Below are 26,771 nucleotides of genomic sequence, written 5' to 3'. Positions count from 1 at the left end.
CATTAAAAAAGCCCGTCATGCTGAGCCTGCCGAAGTATCTCTATCACGCCGTATTGTTCGGTAGAGATGCTTCGGCAGGCTCAGCATGACGGGCTGCTTTTTTGCTAAGGGTTACGCTTTAGCGCCGCACGCCGGCTTTTTCGAGCAGCTTGCGCGGGGGCACGGCAAATAGCTCGATGCTGACGTAGGGCGTGCCGCCGAGCTTGGTGCGGATAATTCGCTCGCGCGTGGCGTTGGTGTGGTCGAAGGCGTCGAAGGCGTAGTTGTAGCGGAAGCCGCCTTCGGCCCCTAGCCACAAAAAGGAGAGTAGCTCGCGCTCCCAGCGCAGGCGCAGCTTTACCTCGGTTTCGCGCAGCTCCAGGGTGCGCAGGGGCTGCTTTTCGGGCCCTAAGGGTAGCTCCTGGCGCAGGGCAATGAGGTAGTTGGCGCCGTCAACGCTGTAGCCGCCGTAGAAGATGGAGCGGTCGGAGGCGTTGTAGCGCGCCGCTACGCGAGCCGGAAACAGCGCCTCCAGGCCCCAGCGGTCGTTGAAGGTGCGGTTGTAGATGATGGCCGGATACAAACTGAGCCGCCCGAAGGTGTAGCCGTACTGAAAGCCCACGCCCCAGGCGAAGCGTGGGCTGCGCTTCCAGCCGTAAAATGCCTCGGCCGAGGCGCGCAGGTAGTTGGTGCCGTTTTGCAAGTCCTGGCCCGAGTTGTAATCGCCCGACAACTCGCCCTTGACGCGGGCCAAGTACCAGTGCACGGCATCGACGGGCCGAATGACGGCCAGCTGCACGCCGGTACTTTTCAGACCCTTGTTCTCGATGTTGTCGAAGAGGCTGTAGTTGGTGGGGCGGTCTTCAAACTTGAACTCTTCACGGTCGTAATTCAACCCCACAATTACCTTGAGGTGGGGGCGGTTCCAGGCCGGGATGTAGCCTTTGAAAATCAGCCGCCCATTGCGGCGCGCCTGGGTTTGGAAGTCATTGACTCCGCTCACCTGGGCCGTAGCGTTGACACTGAACGGCGCCGTGCGCTCGTAGTGCAGGATAATGCCCTTGCTAGGCCCCATGCCTATTACCGAAGGCACGGCAAACTGCTGCTTATCGCGCAAGTCGGGAGCGTGGCGAGTCGAATCGAGCGGCGTGGGCGCCGGCTCGGGGTAGATGCGCGGCACCTGCTGCGCCTGCGCACCAGCAGTTCCCAGCAGGCAGCCACCTATCAACCAGCTTTTTACAGTTAAAGGCGACGAGCTAGACATACGCAGAACCAAACGGATAGCGGGATACTTACGTGAAGCTTTGGTGGATGGATAATACCCGCGCCTGACCGCCCCGCCCCTAGGCCCCCAGCGGTTGCGAAGTTGCTAACGGGCCTGGGCGGGACCGACCAAAAAGCAAAAAAGCCCCGCTACCGCGTGGCAGCAGGGCTATTCTAGCTAAGGTACTGGGTCGGCTTACGCCGGATTGTCGGCGTCGCCAATTTTGCCGCCGTCGTTGGCTGAACTAGAGGCCGCGTTGCCTTCGCCATACTCCGAGTTATAGGCGGTGGTATTCTTGGTTTCGTTCTTGTGCTCTTGGTCTGAGCCGCCGCCATCGTTGCGGTTGGCGGCCGGCACTTGGGTGCCCGCGTGGCTGCTGCCTTTGGCCGAGTAAGCGGGGGCTCCCTCGTCATTTACATCGTTGCCGTGGTTGCCGCCGTGGTGGCCTGCGCTGTCGCTGGCGGGCTTGGTTTGCTGGTGGCTGCCTTGCTGCTGGGGGTTCACGCCGCTTTTGTTGGCGGGGGTGGCGGCGTCGCTACCGTCGGCCGGCGCTTGGGAGGGAGGATTGTTGGCCATGTGTGGGAAAGGAAAGGGTGATTTTCCTAGGGTGTACGGGCAGGGCCCAGGGGGGTTGGCATCGGCCCTAGGGGCAGGTAGCGGCAGCGGCGTCTCCAGAAGAACTGGCGCAGCTAGAATGAGTTGCTACTCGCTAACTGCCGTTCACGCCACATTAGCCTGCTATCGCTTTTGACTGCCTCACCCTGCGCGACGTGCAAAACCGGTAGCGCAACCAAGCCTGCCAACGTTGCTACTTACACTCTCACCAACATGCTACCCGCCAAACTGCCCCCTTCTTACCTAGTACGGAGAATTTGTGCGCGGCCTCGATGCCGTGGCGGCCACGCAGCGCAGGCAGAGATATGCTTTTTTGAATTTTCACCCAAGCACTGAACCAGCAGGTTACCTTCATGTAAAGAAACTACCGATTTTCTTTACACGTAACTGATAACGTGTAAAGAAAATCGGTAGTTTCTTTATACGTTATAGATATGTTACTCTTCAATAACTAATGACGGCTTCCTCGTGGCAACCTACCCCGCTACCACCCGCCGGCGAGTTGGAAACGCGGGCCATACTTAAAAAGCTGGCTACCGCCCACCGGGCGCTGGCTGAGCTAAAAGGCATTCTGGGGACGCTCCCCGATGCCGAGATTTTGCTGCACACGCTGCCTTTGCAGGAAGCCAAAGACAGCTCAGCAATCGAAAACATCATTACTACCCACGACGAATTGTTTCAGGCGGCTGTGCAAGCCAACGCGCCCATTACCCAGGCCGCCAAAGAGGTGCAGAATTATGCGGCGGCTTTGCAGCTAGGATTTGACTTGATTCGCCAGCACGGCTTTTTAAGCAGCAACCACTTGGTGCAGGTGCAGGCCGCGCTAGAGCACAACAACGCCGGCTACCGCCGCCTGCCCGGCACCACGCTCAAGAATGACAAAACCGGCGAGGTGATATACACGCCACCTCAAGACCATGCTACTATTCTGGACTTGATGAGCAACCTTGAGCAGTACCTCAATAATGATAACCTGAGCGATGCCGACCCCCTGGTGAAAATGGCCGTTCTGCATTTCCAGTTCGAGAGTATCCATCCCTTCTATGATGGCAACGGCCGCACCGGCCGTATTCTAAATATCTTGTACCTGGTGCTGAAAGGCCTGCTCGATTTGCCGGTACTGTACCTCAGCCGCTTCATCACCCAGCACAAGGCTGATTATTACCACCACTTGCAGCAGGTGCGCGACACCGGCAACTGGGAGCCGTGGCTGCTTTATCTCATCGCGGGCGTAGAGCAAACCGCCCAGGAAACCATCGCCCTCATCAAGGCTATGCGCCAGCTGATGCAGCAGACCCAGCAGCAGTTGCGGGGCTATAAGTTTTATAGCCAGGACCTGCTTTATCACTTGTTTCGCTACCCCTACACCCGCATCGAGTTCGTGCAGCAAGAGCTGGGCGTGAGCCGCCTCACGGCCGGCGCCTACCTCAATCAATTGGCTGCGCCCGGTGGCCTGTTGCAGAAGCACAAGCTCGGCAAGAGCAACTACTACGTCAACCAGCCGCTGTTTGAGTTGCTGGCGCGGCTGGGGTAAATTTATTCTCCTGCGTGGGGCGGCAGTCCTTTGTAACGGCTATTATAAATAGCTTGCACCTGCGCCGAAAAAGATTCTAAGCGTAGGGGCGAATCTGCCCTAGGAGCCTCGCCGCTTAGCTCACCTGTGTCGGGGTTCCAGATTACCAGTGCCGCTACTTCGGCCCGATGAAAAGAATCACTTACGTTGGTGCGGCCGGTTAGGCGTTCCAGCGTTTGAACCAATGCCGATAGCCGGGCTGGGCTGATGCACGGAGCAGGAATAATAACCATAAATCCAACTACTGCATGTGGAAACCGCGTGTGTACCATCGTGGCTTCCGTGGCAAGGTCATTCACCATGTTCTGCCAGTTCTTACCTACGCTTTTAGCATCATTCAACGTCTTGGAGTCGAAGGTGAAGCGGATACCATCGGGACGATAGCCAACGTCAAAATTTTGGGGTCGCACGCCACCAATGACGCGCACCGGGCCAACCTCCACGCAATCGGGCTGGGCGGGCTTGAGAGCGGTAGCGCTGGGCGCATAGTCAATTGGGATGCCACCCAGCATAGCGGCTAACGCCCGGCCAACCGTGACATCGAATAGGCGGCCCAAGTCGCTAGAAGAAAAAGGTGAGGTGCGACCTAAACTACCCCCTTTGGCTGTCCAAGCTACTCCAAAATCCAGTAGTTGTTCCGGCGCAATCGTCAGCGCGGGCATGGGTTGAAGAATCGCCTACTAGATGCTGCTTACTTTGCGTGTCATTTTAGTAGATGAGCCACTACCGCATTACATGAAACAGATGACTATCCCGGCAGAATCCGCTGAGCATCTTCGCCTAGCTATAGCAGAATATGATTTGTTGGAGGCGGCACTGCCAGAAGATAGCCTTTGGTCAACCGAAGACTACGCTGAATTACAGCAAATTTGTACTAAGTTGGTTCGTATTATACGCCCCTTCTCAACCAGTATTTCTAATGAAATTGCTTAGTACGAAAGCAAAGAAGCTATTACAGCCATTACGTAAAACTGAGGCAGAACTGAGTCGTTTTTTGGCAGAGCATTGGGTCATGCTTTTTCCTAACTATACATTTATTACTCGCGAGTTCAAATTAGATGGGCAAGTGCGCAGTAGAGGTACAGCTGGAAGAGTTGACATTCTAGCTTACAATCCATCCACAAAGCGGTTTATAGTTATAGAACTCAAAAAAGATAGGGATAAGAATATTAACGACCAAGCGAGTGATTACCGCGAATTTATCGAAGATAATTTCGCCGCGATTTACTTACTTGCTTTAGAACAGCACGAAATAATTCTTCCCAAGTCTACATTAATATCTAAGGATGTAGAAGTTGTTTTAATAGCTCAGGCCTTTAGCCAGCCAGATATAGAGCGTGCTCGTAAGAAAAAAGAAGTAATCACGCTTATCCGCTACGGGTGGTACGAGGAAGGTTATTTTTTACTAGATTTTCTAAATAATGACCCTGATGATGGGATTGAGAAGGAGAATAGCGAGAAAATACGTAAAATTAAAAATGTAATCGATGGCAAGCCAGTAACTACTGAAGTAGATTTGTATTTTGGGGTACTTCACGAAAGCAGCCGTCTGTATAATATATTCTATAATTTCTTGGCAAAGTATGGGTTGCCAGAAGTGCTAGTACAAAGCTCTAAAATAAAATTATCAACTCCTAATGGCCTAACTTTCTCTATAATTGCAAATACAGGCAAGGGAGGATACAAGGCTTTTTTACAAATTAATACTGACTTGGCTTTTACTGATAGCATTAATTTCACAACGGTTGACCGGATACGGCCGGGTCAAAAAAAGAAGGGCAGTGTAGGTAATGAGCGATACGAAGTGTTTATTCAAAATGAAAATCAGCTGTCTGCATTTATTGCTGCAATTGAAAACAAAGTAGGTTAATCTGCTTCTACAAAAGACTACAACTAACTCCTTGCTATTCTTGGCTGCTGGTAGGCTACGCGAGCCTCAGATTCAAATAACTTAGTAGCGCGTAATTGTTACCCTGCTGCTCGCGGAGTTGCTCCGAGCGCTAGTAGCTTAGCCGCTGCGGCCACTGCTAGCTCGCCGTCGCCACAGCTTGGCTCTAGCACTGTATCGGTAGGACGTTGAACTACCCAGTCGGCTAGGAACTGCGCAATAATGGGTGGAGTGTAATAACCACCGCGCAGTTTGGGCGTCAGGGTTTCTTCAATAAGCTCGGTAAGCATCAATACAGAGTAGCTAAAACAGTTGGCATCGTTCACTGCTAAGGTACTTCGCCTAGATTAAACTCAGGCGGCCATTACAAGCTATCAAAACACCGAGAAGCCCCGGCCGCCTCACTGGCAGCCGGGGCTTCTCGATGTTTCCTCCTTATCGGCCTAGGGGGCTACTCCTTTACCACTTGCTGGCGCAGCACGCCCGCGCCAGTATCCACGGCCACGTAGTAGAGGCCCTTGGGCAGGCTAGCTAGCTGCACCTGGCCCTGGCCGTCGTAGCGGGCTTCGGTCATCTCGCGGCCGCGCAAGTCGTACACGTGCACGGCGGCGCGGGCGGCATCTACCCCGGCGGGCAGGTCGAGGGTCAGCTTATCGGTGGCGGGGTTGGGGTAGAGGGCCAGCCGGGTAGCGGGCGAGGTAGCGGCCAGCATAGCCACGGCGGTGGCGCCCTTCGAGGTCAGGATGGCAGCCCTAGCCCCGCCGCTGGCAAAGAGGGCATTCATGCGGGCGCTCTGGCCGGTCGAGAACATGTACATGCAGGCGTCGTCCACGTAGTCCATGTAGTTCATGCTCATGTCGCCCTGGTTCGAGCAGCTCACGTGCGGAAACGCGGGGCAGCCGTAGTTTTCGCTGGCCTGGTTGGGCGTGTCGCTTACCTGGTCCGAGCCGGTGCAGGCGCCGTTGTCGTCGCCCCAGATGTGGCGCAGGTTCAGCCAGTGGCCTACTTCGTGGGTGGCGGTGCGGCCCAGGTCGTAGCTGCTGCTGTAGGTGCCGCCCGCGTATTTGGCGCGGCTACCGAAGGCCGAGTACAGGATAACTACGCCGTCGGTGCTGGCCGCGCCGCCCGGAAACTGCGCGTAGCCCAGCAGGCCGTTGCCCAGGTTGCAGGCCCACAGGTTCAGGTACTGGGTGGCATCCCAGGGGTCGTCGCCGCCGCGCTTCGAGCTTTTTACGGCGTCGTTGGTGCTCCACGATTTCACTTTGGTGGACTTGTGCACGATGCCCGTGGTGGCGGCCCCGCTGGGGTCGCGCTGGGCCAGCACAAACTGCACGCCCACGTTGGCCACCAGCCCAGCGTAGAGGCCGGGCGTTTTGGTATTGTCGGCGTTCAGCTGCTGGTAGTCCTCGTTGAGCACGGCAAGCTGCGACTGCACCTGCGCATCCGAAATATTCTGCGCGGCCGTGTTGTAGAGCACGTGCACCACCACCGGAATAACCACGGGGCCGCTAGTGGCCGCCGTGGCGCGGGTGGTAGCGCCGCCGCTTTGCACCAGGCGCTTGGCGTGCGCCTCGATGGCGGCCATGCGCTGGGCCTGTTCAGGGTTGGCAGCAAGCTGGGCGGCTAGCACTTCCATGGTGCCGCAGGCGCGGCGAGTGATGACCGGGGGCCGGTCGGCGGCCACGTCGGTCCGCTGGGCGGTGGTGCGCAGCTGCTCGGGCGCCTGAGCGTGGGCAAAGAGAGGGGCTAGGCAGCTAGCCGCGGCCAACACCGATAAGTAGAGTTTTTTCATGCGAGTGCAGGCGTGGGAATAGGGAAATAGAAGTACCTAGTTATGAAGAATAAATGATAAATGCAATAAGCCCCGGCGTTCCCGCGCGCCGTGCTTTGGTTGGCCGAAGCGGTGTGCGCGGAAAACGCCGGGGCTAGCAGCAAGCTAGGGCCCCTAGGGCCTTAAAACAGGAAGTCGAACCCCACAAACACCAGCCGCTCCTCGCCTACCGAGTACGTGACGTTGATAACTGTTTGGTCGAGGATGTTGGTGAATACGCCGCCGCCGAAGCCGGTGTGGAACGCGTCGAGGCCGGTGCGCGTGTCGTTGCCCGAGTACACGCGGCCCACGTCGGCTAGGCCCAGCACGCCGAAGGTGCCGGGGAAGAGGTAGGCGTTGTACTTGAAGAGGTGCAGGCGGGCCTCGAAGTTGCCGTAGAGCACGTCGCGGCCCGCGAAGCGCGTGCGGCGGTAGCCCCGTAGGTTGGTGGTGCCCCCTAGGGTGTTGGCCTGGTAAAAGCGGTAGTCGCCAATATTGTGCATCCAGCCCACGCGGCCAGCGTAGGTGAGGCGGAAGGGGAAGTTGGGCGTGAGGTAGGCTTTCAGCTCGGTAGCGAAGCGGCCGTAAGTCAGGCGCTCGCGGTCAAGTTGAAAGTTGTACTGAAACTCGTTGTGCCACTGAATACCGATGCGCGGGTCCTTGGGGCTCGACTGGGCCCCGAAGTCGATGTAGAGTAGCGCGCCCAGGTAGTTGTTGGCCTGGAAATCAGACTGCCGGATGCCGAAGCGCTGGTTTTGGTAGCGCGGGCCCGGCCGGCTACCGTTGGCGTTGATGCTATCGGCAATAACCGACCCTAGGGGCGACTGCTCGACCCGAAACCGGTCGTACTGCGGGCCAAAGCCGATTTTGCCGAAGGTAAATAGCTTCTGCTCGAAGGTGGGCGCCACGTAGAAGCGGTCGAAGCGCACGCGGTAGGCGCTGTTGACCGAGCGGTTGCTAATCTCGTCGTGGCCATCCACGGCGTAATTCTGGGTGTTGTTGCCGATGCCGAAGAAGTTGTAGAGCAACTGCGGGCCGTAGTACTGCGAGGCCACGTGCAAGTCGGTTTTACCCCCAAACACGCTCGTAAACTGCCCGCTGTAGCGAATATTGTAGGCCTCGCGGGCGGGCGCGTAGTTGGCCGTCAGGGTTTGCTCCGAACCAAAGGGCTCGCGCCGGAAGGCGTAGCGCCGGTGCGTGACGCCGCCGCCGATGAGCACGCCATCGTCGATGTTGTAGCCGAAGAACAGTGCCGGGCCGGTGTAGTTGAGGCGGTAGTCCTTGAGGTCAAAGCGATGTGGGTGGTCGTAGCGGCTCACCTCAATGCCGTCTTGCAGGCGCAGGCGGGCCTCGCCGCGCAGGTTGCGGATGACGTTGCCCGTGTCGGCGTCGTAAACCTGGGTGCGGTGCCGGAAGCCCGCCACCCGCGAATCGTCGATGATGGTATCGTGCCCAATGCCGCCAATGATGCGAATCTTGTGGCCCTGGTGCTCGTCGCCGCTTAGGTGGTACACATCCTCGCCGGCAATGCCGTAGAGGCGAATCTCGTCGGTTTTGCGGTCGAAGGTGCGGTCGTAGAGCACTTTAGTGAGCTGGCCTTTCTTGCTGATTTTCTGCATCACCACCCGCGTCTGGTGGTCGGGCAGGCGCGTCACGGTGAATTGCTCGTTTTTCTGCGAGCCGCGCACCTCCACGATGTCGGCCAGCAGGTCGGCGTACTTGCCGGCCACGTCGGGCAGCAGGGCGCGGCGGCTCTTCAGCTTGGCCACAATCTCGGCCCCGTGTTCGGCGTAAATCTGCTTGGGCCACTTTTCGGCAAAAGCCTTCTCAATCACCTCATCGGTCAGCAGGCTTTTCATAATCTCGGCCTGCTTTATCCACTCCGCGCGCGTGACGGCGCTCAAGTACAAGCGGTCGTTGCTGAGGCCGGTTTGGTTGAGGCCCTTGTAGTCGCCGTAGGTATAGCCGAAGTTCTGGAAGTTGCGCACCGCGAACTTCTTGGAAATCAGCGAGGGCAATACCCCGTCGCCCGAGAAGAAGGCAATGTCGCGGTCTTCGGGCACGGCCGTAAATACCTTGTCGCCGTCCTTGGTTTTGCGCTGGGCCCAGCGCCACTGGTCTTCGTGGCGGTCCCAGTCGCCAATCCACATATCAAACAGGCGCGAGCGGGCAAAGGCCGACTGGTCCACGCGGTTGTCGTTGTCTTGCAGCAGCTCTTCCAGCAGCTTGTCGGTGCTTACCAGCTTCTTGCTGTAGCCCAGCGCTTCGTCCATGTCCTGGTTGCCCTTGGCGTCTTCTTCGAGCGCGGCCGGCGTGTTGGCAAAGCGCTGCTGGTACTGCCCTAGGGCCGGGTCGTTAGGAATAAATACCCGGCGCGGACTGGTGTGCAGGATGCCCGCCGCCGTGGCCAGCGGGGGCAGCACAAACGAGGCGTAGGGGTGCTGGGCCGAAATCTGGTCTTGCAGCACGGCCAGGGCCAGCCCGGTGCGGAAGCCCGCGGGCAGCACGGCAGTGGGGTCTTTGTCGATGCCGCGCACCGTGAAGTAGCGGCCGTCCTCGTTGCGCACCTTCAGCGAAGCGGTTTGCTTGCCGCCGCCCACTTTGTAGGGAATCAGCCCGCCCTCGGCCGTCTTGATGTCGAGCACCGGAAAGGCCACCGGCGTGGCCCACTCGGCGCGGTAGTGGCGGCCCAGCAGCCAGTCGTGAAACTTGCCGTGCTGGTTGTAGGCGGGGTTTACGGCCGTTACTACCACGCTGTCGCGGTAGTTGGGGCGCCGGGCGGTAGAGGTAACTACCGGGGCGCCGGTGGGTAGGCCGGCGGCGCGGGCGGCGGCGGTTTCCAGGTCGTCCTTGCTTTGCTTGCCCCGGCGGGTTTGCTTGGTATTGGCTGGGGCGCGGGTGCCCTGCACGGGGCCCGCGTCGGGCTTGAGGGGGCTGACGGGGGCGCCCGGCCCGGTGGTAGCCACCGTGGCGCGGCCCCGGCTCAGCTTATCGTACACCTGCTGGCGATACACGCGGCGGGCGGTTTTGCCCTGGTCAGCGTCGTTGGGCACCAGGTACTCCACCCACACCTGGCCGTCGTCGTAGTAGTTGAGCTTGGCCAGGCCCTTCTCCTTGTCCGAGAACAGCGCGTCGCCGCCCGCGCCGGGCTTCACGTGCTGGGTTTTGCAGCCCGAGCCGCTGGTGATGAAGTAGCCCTGCACGTCGGGATTCTCGAAGTATTGCAGGTTGTGCTCGTGCCCGTTGGCGTAAATAATGTTGGGGTAACGCGCCATAATGTCGAGCAGCCCCTTGCGGTAGGCCTGGTACACGGGCGCCGCAATGTCTTGGGCAATACCGCCGTACATGCGCGCCAGGGGGTAAATAGAGCCGATAATGGGCAGCGGCAAATAGGCGTACTTGCTCACGATACTGAGCGGAAACACGTGGTCGGCAAACGTGAAGTAGCCGCCGTGAATGCCATCCGAGTACATGGGGTGGTGGGCCACCAGCAGGATGTGCTTGTCCTGGTTGTCCTTGATAATCTGCTCGATTTGCGCAAAGGCCTCGTCGGGGGTGCTGGCCCCGCAGGCGTCGCCCACGGGCCGGTTGGCCGGGTCGGTCAAGAACCACTGCGAGTCGAGGGCAATCATCACCAAATCGTCGCGCAGCCGGATTTCGTAGGGCCCCGAGCAGCTGCCGCGTGGCACGATAAAATCGCCGGTGTAGGCAAAGGCCGCCGAGTCGCTGGCCAGGTAGTACTCGGCGTAGTCCTGCTCGCGCTTCATTTGCTCGGCCCCGCCCTTGATGCCCTGAATCCAGTCGTGGTTGCCGGGCACCATGTACTTCTCGCCCTTGGTACCCCGAAACACGTCGAGCTGGGCGCGCAGGCGCGCTTCGGCCGTTTTGCGGTCGTAGGCGTCGGTGGGCGGCATGCCCTGGTTGTAAATATTATCGCCCAGGTACACGGTGGCGCTGCGGCGGCCGGCCGCCAGCAGCTGCTGGTGCAAAAAATTGAGCGACGGCTCCCCTCCCCTATCGACCAGAATCGGGCTGCCCACGTCGCCAATCAGAAACACCGAGTAGCGAATGCGAGTCGAGTCGGGCGGCAGGTTTTTTTCCCAGCCCCGCGCCTTACCGCGGTAGTTGGGCTTGTAGCTGGCGGGGGGATTAAACTCCGATTCGCCGGCTTCGCCCAACTCTTCTAGTTGGGCGTGGGCAATAAGCGGCAACGAAGCAAGCAGGCCCAGGCAGAAAACCAGGCGGTAAAAAAGCATCATAAGGATAAAATTACGCTACACCAGCACGGCGCAAATAGGCAAGCGCCCCTAGGGCCTCCAGGCCACGCCAAGCCGGGGCCGGCTCAGCTGCGCAAGGCGCTGCTACGCAAAGCTCGGCCGTAGGGTTAACTTAGCGCCCCAAGCCGCACGCCACCAGGCAGTTGCTGGCTGGCGGCCGGCCCTGGGGCACACCGGGCGCCCTAGGGCCGGCCGCACCCCCTAGGCTGCACCAACCCGCACCGGCCGGGCCGCGTTGAAAGGGCCGAACCACTTACCCGGTTGCCGTTGTTTCTTGCGTTGAATATGGCTACTACTACCCTACCGGCCGAGCCCGCCACCACCGAGCCTACCGCCCTGCCGGCGGAAGCTAAATCCGCGAAGGCTCCCCGCTCCGAACCGTCGGCGCTGGTGCAGCAGGCGCAGGCCTACCTCGAAAAGCTACTGCCCGCCGGCCTCGACCCGTGCCTTACCTACCACACCCTGGCCCACACCCAGTACGTGGTGAAGCAGGCCCACAGCCTGGCCGACGCCGCCAAGCTGAGCGCCGAAGACACCGAAAACCTGCTGCTGGCCGCCTGGTTTCACGACTCGGGCTACCTCGATACCTACGACGGGCACGAGTACAAGAGCCAAGCCCGCGCCGAAGCCTGGCTGCAAGAAAAGGGCATAGGGACGGCGCGCATTAAGCTGATTAAGAACCTCATCCGGGCTACCCACCGCAACGAACTAGCCACCACCGAGCTGGAGAAAATGATGGTGGATGCCGACATGAGCAACCTGGCTGCCGACGACTACCGCGCCCGCGCCGAGCTTATCCGCACCGAGTGGGAGCTGGCCCTCGACAAGTCGTACAGCACCCCCGACTGGGCCGAGCTGCAGCTCACCTTCATGCTGGCCCACAAGTACCAGTCGGAAGTGGGCAAGGAGCGCTATAAAAAGGCGCTCAAGGCCAACATCGAGGACCAGCGCGACCACCTCAAAAAGGCCGAGAAAAAGGCCAAGAAGAAGGAGAAGGAGCAGGTCGACACCTTTGCCCAGCCCAAGCGCGGCATCGAAACCATGTTCCGCACTATGTACTCCAACCACATGAAGCTGAGCGACATGGCCGACAAGAAAGCCAGCATGATGATTTCGCTTAACGCGGTTATCATGTCGGTGATTATCACCTACCTGGGGGCCAAGTCGTCGGTGCTGGCGCCCACGGGTGGCACCAGCTTCACGCGTAACCCCATTCTGGCCGTGCCCATGGGCATTTTGCTACTCACGGCGCTGGCCTCGGTCACGTCGGCCATCCTGTCGGCCCAACCCGACGTCACGAGTTTCAAGTGGCTGAAGCGCAACCCCGAAATCGCCACTAACCGCCGCGTTAACCTGCTCTTTTTCGGGCAGTTCACCAAGCTCAGTCTTCAGCACTTCCAAGAAGGGATGCGCGAGCTGATGCGCCAGAAAGATATGCTCTACAACAACATGGTAACTGACGTGTACTACCTGGGCGAAGTGCTCGACCGCAAGTACAAGCTGCTGCGCGTAAGCTATTCCATCTTCATGGTAGGCCTCATCCTCACTACGCTTTCGTTTTTGATTGTATTGGCGTATAAGATGTAGTGACTGCGCTAAGTAGCGTATTTTTACGGAATGGCTGCGTAGTTCAAGGGATAGAATAGGCGTTTCCTAAACGCTTGATAGCAGTTCGAATCTGCTCGTGGCTACATAGTTACCTTTAATAAAGCTTGAGCTTTTAAATAAAAAAGGCGGCCGAAGCAATTGCTTCGGCCGCCTTTTTTACTGCCCTTGCCCTAGGGCCCTTACAGCCGGAACTGTGCGCCCACTTTCACCCCAAAATTGGGGGGCGCCACACCGCCGCGCGTGGTAGGCGGCTGGTCGCGGTAGGTGATGCGGTGGATGAAATCGACCCGCAGGAATTTGAAAATATTCTCGATGCCGTAGCCAGCCTCAATGTAGGGCTGACGGCCCAGCGAGGGCAGCGCAAACTGGTTGCCGCGCCCGTCGATGGGCGAGAGCTTGTTGGCATCGGTGAGGCCGCCGTAGAGAAAATTGGCCGTGGCCACTAGGCGCCAGTTGAGGCTACGCACGCCCGGAATAGCGTTCAGGATAACGCCCTCAAAGTGGTGGTCGAGGCGCAGCGACACCGAGCGGTCGGTCACGAACTCGAAGTAATTGAGCAGGTTAAACGAGTTAGCGTTGTAGAAGGGCGTCTGGTTGCCGAGCGGCGTTTTCAGTAGCAGGTACGACACCTCCGACGGAATATAGCTGCCCTCGACGCGGTAGTTGAGGCGCCCGAAGTGACCCGCCGAAAAGCTGTGCGTCATCAGCAGGTTATACTTGTTGTACGTGTTATTGCCCCGAAACCAGTCGATAGTGCCGAAGGTGTAGCGGAAGGTGAACACCGGCCAACGCTTGAGGCCGATGGCACGACGACGGTTTTCGGCTTGCACCAGATTTTCGTCGGGTGCGTAGCGCGACTCCAGCACCACCTCCGTTTGGTGCAGGCGTTCGGGCGTCAGCATGTCGGGGTCGCCACCGGGCCTAGGCTGGGTACGCACCTGAAACTGCGGCACGCTATTCTGGTAGCGCAACGTCACGGTTTGGGTGAAGCCATGGAACAAGTCGCGCTGGGCACTTAGCAGCGCCAGGTCGCGCAGAATGGGTAGGCCCTCCTTAAAGCGGCCCCAGCGCGAAGCGGCTACGAAGAGGTTGTTGTCGGGCAAAAAGTCGTTGTCGAGGAGCGCGTACTGCTCCACATCGTGCCGAAATTCGCCTGTAAGCACCGTCCAGTGCTGGCGTTCGGCAATGTAGTTGGCCCGCAGCCCGTACTTAAAGCGGCCGTCCTTGGTGCCGTAGGCCACGTAGGGCTGCAGCACCCAGTTGCGGCTAAAGGCCGGTGTGGTGCGAAACCCTAGGCGGAAGCGCGCGCCCTCGAAGTTGTTGTAGGCAAAGGTGTTAATGATGGGCCCCAGCTCAATTAGGCCGTGGTTGCCCACCCGGCGGTAGCCGTTGATGAACAAGTCAATCCAGTCGAGGGTGCTTCGCACGGCGGGCAGCTCGCGGGCCGAGTCGAGCACGGCGAAAGTTTGGCGCTCGCTCAAGCTCAGGGTATCGGGCCGGTTTTTATCGAAGTAGCCCTCCGACTCGCCTTTGCGCAGCATGCCGCTCACCAGGCCACTGGTTTCGTTGTCGGTGCCCGGCTCCATCACGGTGTTCACGATGGGCTGGTTGTAGAAGCTGCCCTCGTGCGCCACGTTGCGCTCAAAATTAGAATTAAGCGTGGTGAAGCGCACGCGCATGGCGGCTTGCTTGTCGCCGGGGCGCACGGCCACCACCAGGCGGGTGCGCTGGGCCAGGCCCGGCCCCTGGCTAGGGGGGGTCAGCTCCTGAAAGATGCGCAGGTCGGTAACGAAGTTGAGGTTGGCGTGCTCGCTGGCAATCACGTCGATGCGGCGCAGCGCGTAGTGCTCCTTGGTTATCCAGATGGTGCCCGTAAAGGCCAGGTCGTGGTCGCGCTTGGGCTTTACCCCAATGCGGTAGCACACATCCGGCCCCACCAGCACCGAGTCTTGCAGGTCGTAGTCGTAGGTGAGGCGCCAGCCGGCCGCAATGGGTGAGGCAAAGTCCTTACCCAGAATGTTTTGCCAGTTGGGATAGAAGTCGAAGTTCTGGAAGTTCGAGCCCAGCATCTGACTCAGCACCGAGCCCTCCCGAGGGCCGGCGCCGCGCATCTGCTTGTGCTCGATGTCCTCGCGCCGGTGCAGGGGCGGGCCGTACTTCACGTACACCTTCGAGCCCACCTCGGAGGCAAACAGCGGCAGGGGTGCGTCGGCATCGGCGGCGGCGGCGGCGCCGTGGCGGGCGGCTAGCGCCCGCATGTCTTTCACCACCTTGCGGTTAGCCAGGGCCTTCGGGATGTCGGCCAAACTCACCTCGATGCGGTTGTAAGAGCTAAACTCGGCCGAGGTGAGGCTGGTGCGCTCGTTTTCGGGCTTGTGCTTCTGCACCTCGCGCAGGATGCGCCAGGCGGGGTTTTCGGGCTGGCGCGACGACACCACCACTTCGCCCAGGGCCACGCCGCCGCCCTTCTTCAGCCGGAACAGCACGGTTTGGGTGGGGTCGGCGCTCAGGTGCTTGGCCAGCCGCAGAAACCCTAGGGCCGAGGCCGCCAGCGAATCGGCCGGGCTGCCCAGCGCCAGCTTGAAGCGCCCCTCCACGTCGGCGGTGATGCCGGTGGAGGTGCGCGGCACGAAGATGGACGCGAAGGGCACGGGCTCGCCCGTGGCGGCCTCTACTACCTGCCCCGCAATGACAATTCGTTGGGCTACCGCCAGCCGGCTCTGCACCAGGCAAGCCAGCAACAGCAGCGAAACGCAAAATTTCATAGGTAGAGTTGCTGGAATACGCGCCGGATTTAAAAATAGAAAGGGAAGGCACGCAAGTTACGCAAAGTGCAGCGGCTTCTAAGTAGTTCCGCACCAAGGCGGCAACCGTTTTTTTACCGTCCAGTATCCGAATAATAACATTACCTATTCCAAGCCTTACAGCGGGCGCCTAGGGTCCTACTGCCGAGCTTAACCAGCCCTAGGCTTTTTGGCGCGGCGCGGCCGGGCCAGCTTTTTGAGGTAGCGGTACTCGGCTTCCTGGGCGCGCAGCGGCGGCTGGCCGTTGATGAGGTATTCGTTATCGAAGCCGCGGGCTTTCACGTTGTCGTGGCGCTCCAGGTCCAGCAGCTGGCGCACTTCGGCGCGCAGGCTTTCGTCGAGCACCGGGAAGGCCACCTCCACGCGCCGGTCGAGGTTGCGGGTCATAAAGTCGGCCGACGACAAATAGATTTTCTCCTCGCTGCCATTGGCAAACACGTAGATGCGGGCGTGCTCGAGGTAGCGGTCCACTAGGCCCCGCTGGCTGATGGTTTCGCTCTGGCCAGGCAGGCCCGGCACCAGGCAGCCAATGCCCCGAATCAGCAGCTCGATGTGCACCCCGGCCTGGCTGGCTTCGTAGAGCGCCGCCATCATGCCGGGGTCTTCCAAGGAGTTTATTTTCAAGATGATGTAGGCCTCCTCGCCCCGGCGCGCCCGTTCGACCTCGGCCCCGATGAGGCGCAGCAGCTGGGCGCGCAGCGTGAAGGGCGCCACCAGCAAGTGGCGCAGGTGGGTGGGCGCGGCGCCGGTTTGGAAGTAGCGAAACACTTGGTCAACCTCGGCGGTCATTTCCTCGTGGGCCGTAAACAAGCCGTGGTCGGCGTAGAGGTCGGCGGTGCTCTCGTTGAAGTTGCCGGTGCTGAGGTAGGCCAGGCGGCGGGGCTCATCGGTAGCCTCGTCGCGGCGCGTGAGGAGCAGCAGCTTGGCGTGGCACTTCAGCTCGGGCGGGGTGAAGATGACGTGGGCACCGGCGCGCTGCAGCTTCTCGGCCCAGAAGGTGTTGTTTTCCTCGTCGAAGCGCGCCTTTAGCTCCACTACTACCGTCACCTGCTTGCCGTTTTTGAGGGCTTTGAGCAGGGCCTTGACCACGGCGCTCTTGCTGGCCACCCGGTAGAGTGTGATGCTGAGGGCGCTCACCCTCGGGTCGTGGGCGGCTTCGCGCAGCAGGCGCGTCAGCACCTCGAAGCGCTGGTAGGGCGGGTGCAGCAGGTGGTCGCGCCGCAGCACGGCGGGCAGCAGCGGGCCGGTGCGCGGCAGCGTGGGGTGGGGCAGCGCGGGCCAGGCGGGGTTCAGCAAGTCGCGGCGCCCAAAGTCGGGGAAGCCGAAGAAATCGCGGAAGTTGTGGTAGCGGCTGCCGGCCACCAGCTCCTCGTCGGTGATGCCGGTTTTGTGCTTCACGGCGCGCAGCACGGCGGGGGGCATCGCGGGGTCGTAGAGCAGGCGGGCGGGGTAGCCGGTGGCGCGCTTGGCCAGGCTGCTGCGAATCTTGGCCAGCAAGTCGCCCGATACTTCTTCCTCGATGTCCAGCTCGGCGTCGCGGCTCAGCTTGATGGCGTTGACGGCCACCTGCTGGTAGCCCTCAAACATGCCGGGGGCACCCACCCGCACTACATCGTCGAGGAATAGCACGCGGTGCGGGCTATCGGGGGTGCCCGCGCCGCCGGGCAGCGCCACGAAGCGGCCGCCGTGGCGCTTGGTGGGCAGCTCCATCACCACCACGCGCTCGGCCGGCGCTTTCTTGGCCCTGCTGCCCTTGGCGGGGCCTAGGGGCCGGGTGAGGTGAAAGGTGAGGTAGCTGGCCTGGTCTTTCAGAAACAGGTGGTGCAGGGTATCATCCAGCACCACCGGCGAAAGCAGGTTGCGCACCTCGTCCTCGAAGTAGTGCTGCACCCACTCGCGCTCGGCGGCCGTCAACTCCTCGGGTTCGAGCAGGCAGATGCCAGCGGCTTTCAGGGCCGGCAGCAGCTCCTCGCGGAAGGTGCGGCCAAACAGCTCCTGCTGGCGCTGCACTTCGGCCAGCACCTCAGCCAGCAGGCGCTTGGGGCGGGCCTGGGGCAGCTGGGCGCGGGTTTTCTTCTTGAGCTTGACCAGGCGCCGCAGCGTAGCCACCCGCACCTTGAAAAACTCATCGAGGTTGGCCGAGAAGATGGCCAGGAACTTGAGGCGCTCGAGCAGCGGCACCGTGGGGCACTGCGCCTCTTGCAGCACGCGGGCATTAAAGCGCAGCCAGCTCAGGTCGCGAGGCAGAATTTCCATACCGCAGATTTAACGGATTTAACTGATTTCGCGGATACGCTTGCCGGTGGCAAGCTGACTACGCGGACCCTAGGGCTTAGGGGCATTTGGGTGGCTACTAGGGGCCTAGGGTCTAGGGCTAGCGCTCGTTGCGGGGGTAGTCGTAGAAGTAAAACTCGGCGTTGGCTTGCTTCACGTCAGCCCACTTATCGGCGGTGAAGCGCAGGCACATGATGGCAGCCGTGGGCATTTCGCCGTGCAGGGGCGAGGGCGAGAGATGGTTGGCCACGTCGGAGATGGTGGGGTTGTGACCCGTGAGCAGTACCGCCTCGGCGGTGTCGGGCAGGGCGCGCACCACGCCCAGCAGCGTGTCGAGGTCGGCCTGGTAGATGGCGGGCTCAATCTGAATAGTGTCGCGCTCGTAGCCCAGCTCGCGGGCCACCAGCACGGCGGTGCTCAGGGCGCGCACGGCGGGCGAGCTGACCAGCAAATCGGGGTGAATATCGCGCTTCACCAGGGCCTGGCCCATGCGGGGGGCGTCGTCGCGGCCGCGGTCGTTGAGGGGGCGCTCTTGGTCGCGCAGCTCGTCGAAGCTCCAACTCGACTTGGCGTGGCGCATGAGGTACAGGGTCTTCATCGCAGATTAAACGGATTTAACTGATTTCGTGGATACGCTTGCTAGCGCAAGCTGGCTACGTAGCCGTGAAAGAATAGTGTGGGTGCTAAGCTAGGGGCAGGGGCGCCAGCGTGTATATTGCGGGCTCACTAATCTAGGGTAACCCCTTGGGGGCAAGCACCCTGCCTGTGGTATTATGAAAACATTGCCCACGCGCCGCGCTTTGTCGCTGGCTCTGTCCCTAGGGGCCCCTACCCTGCTGTTTGCCCAAGGCGGCGCCTACACCGTGCAGGGCCAGCTCAGCAAAAAACTGCCGACTGGCAAAGCTTACATCCTCATGCCCAGCCCCACTGGCTTTCAGCTCGATTCGGCAGCCGTAAACAAGGGGCGTTTCACTTTTAAGGGCAATGTGACCGCCCCCGTAAAAGCACAGCTGTTAGTAGCCCAGCCCGGCCATCCCTTCTTCCTGAACCGTCCTAGTCATTATCAACCCATTACGATATTCCTGGAGCCGGGCACCGCGCGCGTCCTCAGTCCCGATTCACTGGCTCATGCTACCATCGGCGGCACAGCGCTCAACGTTGACCAGCAGCGCCTCAAGCAACTGACGCAGCTTACTACCGCCCGCATGGATGCCGTAATGGCCGAGTGGCGCGCTGCCACGCCCGAAAAGCGTAAGGACAAGGCCTTTGAAGACAGCATCGACAAGCGCAACGACGAAGCCGAGGCGGCTAACAACGTGCTACTGAAACAGTTCATCCAAAGCCATCCCAACAGCCTCGTTAGTCTTTATGCGCTAGAAGACCTAGGCGGCTTCGCGCCCGACGCGGCTGTGGTAGGGCCCATCTTCGAGGGGCTGACACCAAGCGTACGCCAGTCGGCTCGCGGGCAACGCTATGCTACCAAGCTCGACAAGATTCGCAAGCTGGCTATCGGTGCCGTCGCCCCCGATTTCACTCAAGCCGATGCTACTGGCAAGCAGGTGAAGCTGAGCGACTTCCGCGGCAAGTACGTGCTGGTAGACTTCTGGGCTAGCTGGTGCGGCCCCTGCCGCCGGGAAAATCCCAACGTGGTGGCTAATTATAACAAGTTCAGGGACAAGAATTTCACCGTACTAGGCGTGTCGCTCGACCAGCCTAGCGGCCGCGACGCTTGGCTAAAAGCCATCGACACCGACGGGCTGGCCTGGACGCAGGTATCAGACCTGAAAGGCTGGAAGAATGAGGCGGCCCAACTTTACGACATCCAGGCCATTCCGCAAAACCTGCTCATCGGCCCCGACGGCCGCATCGTGGCCAAGAATATCCGCGGCGAGGAGCTGGGCCAGAAGCTAGCCGCCGTGCTGCCCACTGCCTCGGCGCAGTAGGTCTGAACCGCGAAGCAGCAGCAACACTGGGCGGCCTAGTGGCTACCCCGGGCCGGTGGCCGGCCTACTCAGCGGCGAGTCAGTTGCCTATTCCTATTGGCTTACGGCCCGTTTTACGCTACTTCGCTACCCCTGCTACTCATGAAACTAACTCGCCTGCTGCCTCTCGCCTTGGCCACCCTGCTGGCCCCCACTACCCTGCTGGCCCAGGGTGGTTCCTACACCGTGCAGGGCCGGCTCAATCCAAAAACGCCGGCTACCAAGGCTTACTTACGCTACTGGGTAGCCCAAAAGATTGTGGCAGATTCAGCCGAGGTAGTGAAAGGGCGCTTCACTTTTAAGGGCCAAGTAACTGACCCTATGCCAGCCTACCTGTTTGTGCTACGGCCGGGCACCAAACCCACTGGCCTTGCTAATCGCAGCTACAAGCTTTATCTGGAACCGGGCACCATCAAGCTGAGCAGCCCCGATTCGCTACCCAACGCTACGCTATCCGGCACCCCGCTCAACGTAGCCCAGGCTCGCCTTGCAACCCAGCTGCGCCCCATCAGCGAGCGTGCGTGGGCCTTGGGGGCAGCGTTCCGCAACAACTCGCCCAAGCTGCAAGACACAGTATTTGCCGCGGACCAAGACCGACGCTTACATGCTGCCTGGGACGACGAGAAGGCCGGGCAGAAACAGTTCATCCGAAGCACCCCGCAAAGCATGGTGAGCTTGTTCGTCCTTGATGAGCTCAGCTACAATATCCTCGACCCCGCCGTGATGGGCCCCCTGTTTGATGGCTTGGCCCCGGCCGTGCGCAATAGCAAGCTTGGCCAAGAGTATGCCATCAAGCTGGCCAGGGCGCGCAAGCTGGCCGTGGGCAACCTAGCCCCCGACTTTACCCAGAACGACCCCAACGGCAAACCGGTGAAATTGAGTGACTACCGCGGCAAGTACGTGCTGGTGGACTTCTGGGCCAGCTGGTGCGGCCCCTGCCGCCAGGAGAACCCCAACGTGGTGGCCAGCTACAACAAGTTCAAGGACAAGAACTTTACCGTGCTGAGCGTGTCGCTCGACCAGCTCAGCGGCCGCGAAGACTGGCTCAAGGCCATCGAGGCCGACCACCTGACCTGGACCCAGCTGTCGGACCTGAAAGGAGGGAACAACGAGGTGGCCCAATTATATGACATTCAAGCTATTCCGCAAAACCTACTTATCGACCCCAATGGGCGCATAGTGGCCAAAAACCTCCGTGGCGAAGAGCTAAGCCAGAAGCTGGCCGCCGTGCTGCCCGCCGCCGCGCAGTAATTGTCTGAACCGCGGATTAAAGCGGATTTATCGGATTACACGGATTTTATGGATGGTTACAAACAGCTAAACTAAGCTCGCTAAAAAGAAAAGGCTGCCTGATTAGACAGCCTTTTTTACGTCCACAAAATTCGTGAAATCCGGAAAAATCCGCGCCAATCAGTGATTAGAGTTGCGGTTGCACTTGGCCGCTCATTTCGCGGCAGTAGGTGATGAAGTCGGAGTTAACGGGCTCCAGGCCACCCTCGCGCATTTTGGTGGCTACTTGGCCGCGGTGGTAGCTGGCGTGCACCACGCAGTGCGTGAGGATGTCGCTTACCTGGCTATCGAAGGCGTCGCCCTGCGAGTTGCTGTACTGGATGTGGCGGGTCAGCTCGGCTTCGTCGGTGGTTTGGCAGAGGTCGGCAAAGCGCTGCGAGGTTTGCTCATGCCAGTGGTGCAGGCCGGCCAGGTCGTGCTCCTGCCACACCTTGAGGGGGCTTTGGGTACCGCCGAGGCGAGCAATCCAGATGGCCTGGGCGTTGATAACGTGGCTGAAAATGCGCAGCGCACCGTGCGGAATCTCTTTGCCGGCGGCCACCGACGAGTCCATGCGGCGCAGCAGCGTTTCGTTGGCCCACACATTGAAGGTACCCAGCTTGGCAATGGTGTTAATCATGAGGGGAGAGGATGAAATTGGTAATCAAACGCAAAAGAACGTCATGCTCATCTGACGTTCTTTATTTTAAAGACTACCTCACCGCGGGTCTTGCCACACGAGCAGCTCGTTGGTTCTGCGCTTGTTAAAATTGGCGCAGCGGTCGTCGCCGCGGCCCGTGATGCCGCCTTCGGGGTGGCAGAGCACGGCGCCATTCTCGTCGTAGAGGGTTGAGTACTGGTCGCAGCACGGCGCCGATTCATAGTACACCGTCTGGTCGCGGTAGCGGTAGCGCGTGATGCGAATAACCGGGCTGCGCTTATGGGTAGAAAGGATGTTTTGGATGCGCTGGCGCAGCCACAGCGGCCGGGAGGAGCTATCGAGACGCATGGCCCGCTCGGGCACGGGGTCTACGGTGTTGGCGCTGGTGGGGGCTACGGTTTCATCGCTCACTAAGCCCGAAACGGGCGGCGTGGTGGGCGTGTTCACCACCACATCCTGCTGGCAGGCCCCGAGCAGCAGCGCCAGGCCGGTGGCCCCCGAAAGAAGTAAAGAACGCATAGTGCGAAGCAGCGTAAAAGGTAAAAGCTTCGCTGCTTTACGCCAAGCGCGCCCAATAGTTAGCGCGGCCCTAGGGCCCCCAGCGCGCCCACACCTTGGGCCCAAACACCAGCAGCCCCACCGCCAGCGCCGCCAGCGCGGCCAGCAGCACAGCCCCGGCGGCCACGTCCTTGGTCTTGCCCGCCAGCGGGTGGTAGCCCGGCGACACCAAATCGGTGAGCGCCTCGATAGCGGTGTTCACCAGCTCGGCCGTCCACACGCCGCCCACGGCCAGCGCCACCAGCGCCCACTCGAGGCGGCTAAGGCCCAGGTAGGCCCCTAGGGCCAGTACCACTACCGAAGCCGCCGCGTGAAACTGCAGGTGCAGCTCGGTGCGCAGCGCCACCGTCACCCCGCGCAGGGCGTGGCCGAAGCTGGCCGCCCGGCGGCGCAGCAGCCCCGGCCGCCGGGCGGGCGGCACCGGGTTGGGGGCCGGCCCTAGGGGGTCTGGAAAGCTAGCCGCGGGCATCATACTCGGCAAAGGTGGTGCGGCGCAGCTCGTCCCACTCGGGCCGAATAATGCTGAAAATCACCGTGTCGCGCCGCAGGTTGCCCTGCGTGATGCGGTGGCTGCGCAGGGTGCCCTCCTCGGTGGCGCCCATGCGGCGCATGGCGGTTTGCGACTTATGGTTGCGGCTATCGGTTTCCAGCTCCACGCGCTCGAAGCCCAGTTGGTCGAAGGCGTAGCTCAGCAGCAGGTGCTTGGCGGCGCGGTTGAGGCCGGTGCGCTGAAAATCGGCGCCCACCCAGGTGTAGCCGATGCTCAGGCGCTGGTCGGCGGGCACGATGTGGTAGTAGCTGGTGCTGCCCGCCAGCCGCCCCGTAGCCCGGTCAATAATGGCAAACGGATAGCGCTTTTCCTCGTGCCGCAGCTGAATGGCGTCGGCCATGTAGGCGGCCAGGCTCACGGTATCGTCGGCGCGGGTGAGGGTGTAGCGCCACAGCTCGGGGTTGAAGGCCACGGCTTTCAGCTCCTCAAAATCGGTGGCTTCGAGCGGGCGCAGGCGCACGCGGCTGTTTTCGAGCACGATATTTTGCGAGAAATCCATGGGCGATAGCGGGTAGGTGAGGCCGCAAAGATGCCCGCTAAACGCGTAACGCCGTGCCATCTGGCTGGGGCCAAGCCCCTAGGCCCTAGGCTGGCTACCAACGCAAACCGCCCCGCACCAAGGCGGTACGAGGCGGTTTGCTGCAGCGGTGGGGCCAACTAGCGCACCTGCCCGTCGTGCTTCTGGCGGTAGATGGCGCGGCTGTCGCGGTTTTCAGTGCGGCGCAAATCCTGGCGCTCCTGGGCGGTTACCACGCCGTCAGCGCGGTCGGCGCGGCGCTCGGCGGTCAGGCCGGCTTCGCGGCCGCGCAGGCGGGCGGCTTCGCGCGGGGTCAGCTCGCCCGAGGCCACCCCTTGGCGGATGCGCGCCCGCTGGTTTTGCTCGCGGGCCCGCACTACGGGCGTGGCGGTTTGAGCTTGGGCGGTGGCCAGGCTGGCTACTACCAGCAGCATAGTGGCCGAAAACAGACGCTTAAACATGGCAATACTGGGAAAGAATGTGGGAGATAAAATGGCCCGCCGTAGCAAGCTGTACTGCCCGTTGGATGCACTGCCAGCGCGCGGGTTTAATGCCCAGTTTAAAAAATCACCACGCTCCCCAAGAGGCACCCCTAGGGCTGAGCGGAGCAGTGCGCCGCCGCGTAGGCCTGGTAGTCGGCGTAGGCAGGCTCGGCCACCAGGGTTTTGAGGGCGCGCACGTGCGGGTCGGCCAGGTTATCCGACTGGCTGCGCAGCAGCATAAAGCGCAGGCCGGTTTGCAGCGGGCCGCAGTCGCCGGCTTCGGCCAGGGCCTTGGTTTTCAGCAGGGAGTAGTCGAAGGCGGCGCGCTCGCTAGCCTGCGAATTGCGCTGGGCGGGCGGCACGGCCCGGAAGTAGTGCAGGTGGCCCACCTCGTGGTAAAGCACCACCACCAGCCGGTTGTCGTCGAAGCCGGGCCTAGGCTGCTCCAGAAAGCGCCGGTCGAGCCGCACCGCCCCATTGCCAAAGGCGGCCGCCGGCGAGCCCAGTGGCCCGCGGGCGTCTACCACCACGAAGCGCCGCAGCAGCGGGTCGTGCTGGCGCACGTCGGCCAGGGCCTGGGTGAACTTGGGGTACTGCCGGGCGGCCTGGGCAAATAGGGCTTGCGCCGTGGCATCGTCAACGGGCGTGGCTTGGCCGAGGCCCTGGCCTTCCTGGGCTTTAGCGAACAGCGGCGCGGCCAGAAGGGCTGTAAGGAGGAGGTTACGCATAGCCGGCTTCTACGGAAATAAGCCCAGGTAAGCTGCTACTAAAGAACGTCATGCTGAGCTTGTCGAAGCATCTCTATCGAACACGACTGGCGCGGTAGAGATGCTTCGACAAACTCAGCATGACGTTCGGTTTACAACAAAGTACCCCTAGGGCTACTTCACGTCGCCCACCATGTCTTCGGGCTTCAGCCACTCGTCGAACTGCTCGGGGGTGACGTAGCCGAGCTGCACGGCAGTTTCCTTCAGGGTCGAGTGGTTTTTGTGGGCGGTTTGGGCAATTTCGGCCGCTTTGTAGTAGCCGATGTGGGGGTTGAGGGCCGTCACCAGCATCAGGCTGCTATCGACGTGCTTCTTGATATTGGGCAGAATGGGCTCGATGCCCACGGCGCACTTGTCGTTGAAGGCCACGCACACGTCGCCGATGAGGCGGGCCGAGTGCAGGAAGTTGTAAATCATCACCGGCTTAAACACGTTCAGCTCGAAGTGCCCCAGGCTGCCGCCCACCGTGATGGCCACGTCGTTGCCCATCACCTGCGCCGATACCATGGTCATGGCCTCGCACTGGGTGGGGTTGACCTTGCCGGGCATGATGCTGCTGCCCGGCTCGTTGTCGGGGATGTGGATTTCGCCGATACCGGCCCTAGGGCCGCTGCTGAGCATGCGGATGTCGTTGGCGATTTTCATTAGGCTCACTGCCACCTGCTTCAGCGCGCCGTGGCTTTCCACGATGGCGTCGTGGGCGGCCAGGGCCTCAAACTTGTTTTCGGCCGTGACGAAGGGCAGGCCGGTGAGGTCGGCAATATGCCGGGCCACGTTTTCGGAGTAGCCAGCAGGCGTGTTGATGCCCGTGCCCACGGCCGTGCCCCCTAGGGCCAGCTCGGCCAGGTGGGGCAGCGTGTTCTTAATGGCGCGCAGCCCGTGGTCGAGCTGGCTCACGTAGCCCGAAAACTCCTGGCCCAGGGTCAGCGGCGTGGCATCCATGAAGTGGGTGCGGCCGATTTTGACCACGTGCTTAAACTCTTCCGACTTCTTCTTCAGCGTGTCGCGCAGCTTTTCTACGCCGGGTATCGTGGTTTCCGTCAGGATTTTGTAGGCCGCGATGTGCATGGCCGTCGGGAAGGTATCGTTGCTGCTCTGGCTCTTGTTTACGTCGTCGTTGGGCGCCAGAAACTTCTTCTCGTCGCTGAGGTGGCCGCCGTGCAGCACGTGGCCGCGGTAGGCGATTACCTCGTTCATGTTCATGTTGCTCTGGGTGCCCGAGCCGGTTTGCCACACCACCAGCGGAAACTGGTCGGCCAGCTTGCCGGCCAAAATTTCATCCGCCACCTGGCCAATCAGTGCGGCCTTGTCGGCGTCGAGCACGCCGGCGTCGCGGTTGGTGAGGGCGGCGGCTTTCTTGAGAATGGCGAAGGCGCGAATAATTTCCTTCGGCATCTTATTGATGTCCTGCGCGATGGGGAAGTTCTCGATGCTGCGCTGGGTTTGGGCGCCCCAATAGGCGTCGGCGGGCACTTGCACCTGGCCCATGGTGTCTTTTTCGGTCCGGAAGTCGCTCATTACCTAACTAACTGAAAGGGTAAATGGGTGGAGAAACGCACTACTAACGGGGGCAAAAGTACGCCGCCCGGCAGCCCTGGCCGGCCGCGGGCCGTACACCCCCTAGTAGCCCCTTTAGCTAGCCAACCCATGAACCAGCCCACTCCTACCCCCGACCCCCACACCGAGCCGCCCGTACCCGTGCAGGGCGACGGTGTGCCCGACTATAGCCACCTCGAAGTGAAAACCGAATCGGACCTGCCCACCCCCGACAAGGCCGGCGGCAGCGCCACCGAGCCCGAAAGCGGCGGCGGCTATAGCGGGTAACGGTGTTTTCACCGCAGAAGACGCGGAGGGCTCCGCAGAGGAAGCGCAGAGGTCGTTCTTCTGCGTTCC

22 protein-coding genes and 1 tRNA gene are annotated in these 26,771 nt (G+C 61.0%); 8 read left to right on the top strand and 15 right to left on the bottom strand.

Features of this window, described 5'->3' with window-relative positions; translation table 11 throughout:
• Nucleotides 1–118: 118 nt before the first annotated feature.
• Both HHL22_RS11295 and HHL22_RS11290 read right to left on the bottom strand, forming a co-directional pair.
• Nucleotides 119–1,243, bottom strand: coding sequence for a DUF6268 family outer membrane beta-barrel protein (locus HHL22_RS11295; RefSeq protein WP_169531342.1), 1,125 nt, complete (start codon nucleotides 1,241–1,243; stop codon nucleotides 119–121).
• A 195-nt stretch (nucleotides 1,244–1,438) separates the two neighbouring features.
• On the bottom strand, nucleotides 1,439–1,819 hold the full coding sequence (locus HHL22_RS11290; RefSeq protein WP_169531340.1) for a hypothetical protein: 381 nt from the start codon (nucleotides 1,817–1,819) through the stop codon (nucleotides 1,439–1,441).
• Nucleotides 1,820–2,312: 493 nt separating this feature from the next.
• Between HHL22_RS11290 and HHL22_RS11285 the strand changes: the two genes are divergently transcribed.
• Entirely contained in the window at nucleotides 2,313–3,392 is a 1,080-nt protein-coding gene (locus HHL22_RS11285) for a Fic family protein (protein WP_169531338.1), read from the top strand.
• A gap of 2 nt (nucleotides 3,393–3,394) precedes the next feature.
• Here the strand turns inward: HHL22_RS11285 and HHL22_RS11280 are convergent, their stop codons facing one another.
• Nucleotides 3,395–4,093 carry a hypothetical protein gene (locus tag HHL22_RS11280; RefSeq protein ID WP_169531336.1) on the bottom strand — a complete coding sequence of 233 codons (699 nt, stop codon included), beginning with the start codon at nucleotides 4,091–4,093 and terminating at the stop codon, nucleotides 3,395–3,397.
• 22 nt (nucleotides 4,094–4,115) lie between these two features.
• Between HHL22_RS11280 and HHL22_RS11275 the strand changes: the two genes are divergently transcribed.
• Nucleotides 4,116–4,364, top strand: a complete 249-nt coding sequence (locus HHL22_RS11275) for a hypothetical protein (protein ID WP_169531334.1) — start codon at nucleotides 4,116–4,118, stop codon at nucleotides 4,362–4,364.
• A complete protein-coding gene (locus tag HHL22_RS11270; protein ID WP_169531333.1) occupies nucleotides 4,351–5,301 on the top strand; it encodes a PDDEXK family nuclease in 951 nt (316 codons plus the stop codon). Before HHL22_RS11275 ends, HHL22_RS11270 begins: the two co-directional genes overlap by 14 nt.
• A gap of 469 nt (nucleotides 5,302–5,770) precedes the next feature.
• Here the strand turns inward: HHL22_RS11270 and HHL22_RS11265 are convergent, their stop codons facing one another.
• Both HHL22_RS11265 and HHL22_RS24060 read right to left on the bottom strand, forming a co-directional pair.
• Entirely contained in the window at nucleotides 5,771–7,111 is a 1,341-nt protein-coding gene (locus HHL22_RS11265; protein ID WP_169531332.1) for a M43 family zinc metalloprotease, read from the bottom strand.
• A gap of 161 nt (nucleotides 7,112–7,272) precedes the next feature.
• Complete coding sequence (locus HHL22_RS24060) at nucleotides 7,273–11,388, bottom strand: metallophosphoesterase (protein WP_241738086.1); 4,116 nt, start codon at nucleotides 11,386–11,388, stop codon at nucleotides 7,273–7,275.
• A gap of 303 nt (nucleotides 11,389–11,691) precedes the next feature.
• Between HHL22_RS24060 and HHL22_RS11255 the strand changes: the two genes are divergently transcribed.
• Nucleotides 11,692–12,993 (top strand): Pycsar system effector family protein, encoded by a 1,302-nt coding sequence (locus HHL22_RS11255; protein ID WP_241738085.1) that lies wholly within the window; start codon nucleotides 11,692–11,694, stop codon nucleotides 12,991–12,993.
• A gap of 32 nt (nucleotides 12,994–13,025) precedes the next feature.
• Nucleotides 13,026–13,097, top strand: a tRNA-Arg gene (locus HHL22_RS11250).
• 96 nt (nucleotides 13,098–13,193) lie between these two features.
• On the opposite strand, the gene HHL22_RS11245 is transcribed toward HHL22_RS11250, so the two are convergent.
• The 3 genes from HHL22_RS11245 to HHL22_RS11235 form a co-directional block, all read right to left on the bottom strand.
• Nucleotides 13,194–15,779, bottom strand: a complete 2,586-nt coding sequence (locus HHL22_RS11245; protein WP_169531330.1) for a DUF5686 and carboxypeptidase-like regulatory domain-containing protein — start codon at nucleotides 15,777–15,779, stop codon at nucleotides 13,194–13,196.
• 189 nt (nucleotides 15,780–15,968) lie between these two features.
• Nucleotides 15,969–18,074: a polyphosphate kinase 1 gene (gene ppk1 / locus HHL22_RS11240; protein ID WP_169531328.1), complete on the bottom strand. Its 2,106-nt coding sequence runs from the start codon at nucleotides 18,072–18,074 to the stop codon at nucleotides 15,969–15,971.
• Between the two features lie 118 nt (nucleotides 18,075–18,192).
• On the bottom strand, nucleotides 18,193–18,690 hold the full coding sequence (locus HHL22_RS11235; RefSeq protein ID WP_169531326.1) for a SixA phosphatase family protein: 498 nt from the start codon (nucleotides 18,688–18,690) through the stop codon (nucleotides 18,193–18,195).
• Nucleotides 18,691–18,865: 175 nt separating this feature from the next.
• Between HHL22_RS11235 and HHL22_RS11230 the strand changes: the two genes are divergently transcribed.
• Together HHL22_RS11230 and HHL22_RS11225 are read left to right on the top strand one after the other, a co-directional pair.
• Nucleotides 18,866–20,035 carry a TlpA disulfide reductase family protein gene (locus HHL22_RS11230; protein WP_169531324.1) on the top strand — a complete coding sequence of 390 codons (1,170 nt, stop codon included), beginning with the start codon at nucleotides 18,866–18,868 and terminating at the stop codon, nucleotides 20,033–20,035.
• Between the two features lie 141 nt (nucleotides 20,036–20,176).
• Nucleotides 20,177–21,325, top strand: a complete 1,149-nt coding sequence (locus HHL22_RS11225; RefSeq protein ID WP_169531322.1) for a TlpA disulfide reductase family protein — start codon at nucleotides 20,177–20,179, stop codon at nucleotides 21,323–21,325.
• Nucleotides 21,326–21,491: 166 nt separating this feature from the next.
• Here the strand turns inward: HHL22_RS11225 and HHL22_RS11220 are convergent, their stop codons facing one another.
• The 7 genes from HHL22_RS11220 to fumC all read right to left on the bottom strand — a co-directional run bounded on the left by HHL22_RS11220 (nucleotide 21,492) and on the right by fumC (nucleotide 26,396).
• On the bottom strand, nucleotides 21,492–21,983 hold the full coding sequence (locus tag HHL22_RS11220) for a DinB family protein (protein WP_169531320.1): 492 nt from the start codon (nucleotides 21,981–21,983) through the stop codon (nucleotides 21,492–21,494).
• A gap of 78 nt (nucleotides 21,984–22,061) precedes the next feature.
• On the bottom strand, nucleotides 22,062–22,523 hold the full coding sequence (locus HHL22_RS11215; RefSeq protein ID WP_169531318.1) for a DUF6970 domain-containing protein: 462 nt from the start codon (nucleotides 22,521–22,523) through the stop codon (nucleotides 22,062–22,064).
• Nucleotides 22,524–22,593: 70 nt separating this feature from the next.
• Nucleotides 22,594–23,034, bottom strand: coding sequence for a diacylglycerol kinase family protein (locus HHL22_RS11210; RefSeq protein WP_241738084.1), 441 nt, complete (start codon nucleotides 23,032–23,034; stop codon nucleotides 22,594–22,596).
• On the bottom strand, nucleotides 23,018–23,611 hold the full coding sequence (locus HHL22_RS11205; protein WP_169531316.1) for a GNAT family N-acetyltransferase: 594 nt from the start codon (nucleotides 23,609–23,611) through the stop codon (nucleotides 23,018–23,020). The genes HHL22_RS11210 and HHL22_RS11205 overlap by 17 nt, the downstream gene beginning before the upstream one ends.
• A gap of 158 nt (nucleotides 23,612–23,769) precedes the next feature.
• On the bottom strand, nucleotides 23,770–24,090 hold the full coding sequence (locus tag HHL22_RS11200) for a hypothetical protein (RefSeq protein ID WP_169531314.1): 321 nt from the start codon (nucleotides 24,088–24,090) through the stop codon (nucleotides 23,770–23,772).
• Nucleotides 24,091–24,221: 131 nt separating this feature from the next.
• Nucleotides 24,222–24,839: a hypothetical protein gene (locus HHL22_RS11195; protein WP_169531313.1), complete on the bottom strand. Its 618-nt coding sequence runs from the start codon at nucleotides 24,837–24,839 to the stop codon at nucleotides 24,222–24,224.
• 153 nt (nucleotides 24,840–24,992) lie between these two features.
• Nucleotides 24,993–26,396: a class II fumarate hydratase gene (gene fumC, locus HHL22_RS11190; protein WP_169531311.1), complete on the bottom strand. Its 1,404-nt coding sequence runs from the start codon at nucleotides 26,394–26,396 to the stop codon at nucleotides 24,993–24,995.
• Nucleotides 26,397–26,525: 129 nt separating this feature from the next.
• Here fumC and HHL22_RS11185 point away from each other — a divergent pair, with 129 nt between their 5' ends.
• Nucleotides 26,526–26,702 carry a hypothetical protein gene (locus HHL22_RS11185; RefSeq protein WP_169531309.1) on the top strand — a complete coding sequence of 59 codons (177 nt, stop codon included), beginning with the start codon at nucleotides 26,526–26,528 and terminating at the stop codon, nucleotides 26,700–26,702.
• Nucleotides 26,703–26,771: the final 69 nt, after the last annotated feature.

The sequence above is a fragment of the Hymenobacter polaris genome (genome assembly GCF_012927305.1).
GTDB classification, from domain to species: Bacteria; Bacteroidota; Bacteroidia; order Cytophagales; family Hymenobacteraceae; genus Hymenobacter; species Hymenobacter polaris.
The sequence above is the reverse complement of the archived record's forward strand: the minus strand, read 5'-3'. Positions and strand labels throughout refer to the sequence as shown.

What these genes read in the sequence shown, in the direction of transcription:
- HHL22_RS11185 (WP_169531309.1), top strand. Translation starts at nt 26,526, where the DNA reads ATGAACCAGCCCACTCCTACCCCCGACCCCCACACCGAGCCGCCCGTA.
- HHL22_RS11280 (WP_169531336.1), bottom strand. Translation starts at nt 4,093, where the DNA reads ATGCCCGCGCTGACGATTGCGCCGGAACAACTACTGGATTTTGGAGTA.
- HHL22_RS11230 (WP_169531324.1), top strand. Translation starts at nt 18,866, where the DNA reads ATGAAAACATTGCCCACGCGCCGCGCTTTGTCGCTGGCTCTGTCCCTA.
- ppk1 (WP_169531328.1), bottom strand. Translation starts at nt 18,074, where the DNA reads ATGGAAATTCTGCCTCGCGACCTGAGCTGGCTGCGCTTTAATGCCCGC.
- HHL22_RS11195 (WP_169531313.1), bottom strand. Translation starts at nt 24,839, where the DNA reads ATGCGTAACCTCCTCCTTACAGCCCTTCTGGCCGCGCCGCTGTTCGCT.
- HHL22_RS11295 (WP_169531342.1), bottom strand. Translation starts at nt 1,243, where the DNA reads ATGTCTAGCTCGTCGCCTTTAACTGTAAAAAGCTGGTTGATAGGTGGC.
- HHL22_RS11275 (WP_169531334.1), top strand. Translation starts at nt 4,116, where the DNA reads ATGCTGCTTACTTTGCGTGTCATTTTAGTAGATGAGCCACTACCGCAT.
- HHL22_RS11285 (WP_169531338.1), top strand. Translation starts at nt 2,313, where the DNA reads ATGACGGCTTCCTCGTGGCAACCTACCCCGCTACCACCCGCCGGCGAG.
- HHL22_RS11200 (WP_169531314.1), bottom strand. Translation starts at nt 24,090, where the DNA reads ATGTTTAAGCGTCTGTTTTCGGCCACTATGCTGCTGGTAGTAGCCAGC.
- HHL22_RS11205 (WP_169531316.1), bottom strand. Translation starts at nt 23,611, where the DNA reads ATGGATTTCTCGCAAAATATCGTGCTCGAAAACAGCCGCGTGCGCCTG.
- HHL22_RS11265 (WP_169531332.1), bottom strand. Translation starts at nt 7,111, where the DNA reads ATGAAAAAACTCTACTTATCGGTGTTGGCCGCGGCTAGCTGCCTAGCC.
- HHL22_RS11235 (WP_169531326.1), bottom strand. Translation starts at nt 18,690, where the DNA reads ATGAAGACCCTGTACCTCATGCGCCACGCCAAGTCGAGTTGGAGCTTC.
- HHL22_RS11245 (WP_169531330.1), bottom strand. Translation starts at nt 15,779, where the DNA reads ATGAAATTTTGCGTTTCGCTGCTGTTGCTGGCTTGCCTGGTGCAGAGC.
- HHL22_RS11220 (WP_169531320.1), bottom strand. Translation starts at nt 21,983, where the DNA reads ATGATTAACACCATTGCCAAGCTGGGTACCTTCAATGTGTGGGCCAAC.
- HHL22_RS11215 (WP_169531318.1), bottom strand. Translation starts at nt 22,523, where the DNA reads ATGCGTTCTTTACTTCTTTCGGGGGCCACCGGCCTGGCGCTGCTGCTC.
- HHL22_RS24060 (WP_241738086.1), bottom strand. Translation starts at nt 11,388, where the DNA reads ATGATGCTTTTTTACCGCCTGGTTTTCTGCCTGGGCCTGCTTGCTTCG.
- HHL22_RS11290 (WP_169531340.1), bottom strand. Translation starts at nt 1,819, where the DNA reads ATGGCCAACAATCCTCCCTCCCAAGCGCCGGCCGACGGTAGCGACGCC.
- HHL22_RS11270 (WP_169531333.1), top strand. Translation starts at nt 4,351, where the DNA reads ATGAAATTGCTTAGTACGAAAGCAAAGAAGCTATTACAGCCATTACGT.
- fumC (WP_169531311.1), bottom strand. Translation starts at nt 26,396, where the DNA reads ATGAGCGACTTCCGGACCGAAAAAGACACCATGGGCCAGGTGCAAGTG.
- HHL22_RS11225 (WP_169531322.1), top strand. Translation starts at nt 20,177, where the DNA reads ATGAAACTAACTCGCCTGCTGCCTCTCGCCTTGGCCACCCTGCTGGCC.
- HHL22_RS11255 (WP_241738085.1), top strand. Translation starts at nt 11,692, where the DNA reads ATGGCTACTACTACCCTACCGGCCGAGCCCGCCACCACCGAGCCTACC.
- HHL22_RS11210 (WP_241738084.1), bottom strand. Translation starts at nt 23,034, where the DNA reads ATGATGCCCGCGGCTAGCTTTCCAGACCCCCTAGGGCCGGCCCCCAAC.